Below are 336 nucleotides of genomic sequence, written 5' to 3'. Positions count from 1 at the left end.
GGCAACCACCAAACGTAAGTCACTGGCTGCAGGCTGCCTTTTGGCGATGATACGTGTACATTCTTCGTCAATATTCACTTCCATCGCATTGACTTTGTAGTCGTTCTGACTGACCTTTTTCGCTTTTTCAGCATCATTGTGATTAACCGCATCAAGCGCAGTGTTTAATTGCTGCTCGACCAGTCCACCCATACTGAGTACGTGATTTCTCACGTTTTCTAGCTCTTCATTAAAGCGGCCAGAAATGTGCTTATTAATATTGTGTTCCATTATATTCTCCTCGCAAGCTCGCCTTAACCGTAACGACCTGTAATATAGTCTTCTGTTTTCTTCTTA

General features: G+C 42.9%; 1 protein-coding gene. It reads right to left on the bottom strand.

Annotation, left to right across the window (positions count from 1 at the left end; translation table 11 throughout):
* The coding region (locus CWC11_RS21965; protein WP_283241035.1) for a PhoU domain-containing protein at positions 1-270 on the bottom strand (270 nt) is incomplete at its 3' end.
* Positions 271-336: the final 66 nt, after the last annotated feature.

It is taken from the genome of Pseudoalteromonas sp. S3178, from assembly GCF_005886985.1.
Taxonomy (GTDB): Bacteria; Pseudomonadota; Gammaproteobacteria; order Enterobacterales; family Alteromonadaceae; genus Pseudoalteromonas; species Pseudoalteromonas carrageenovora.
This window is presented reverse-complemented; position numbering and strand designations above follow the sequence as displayed.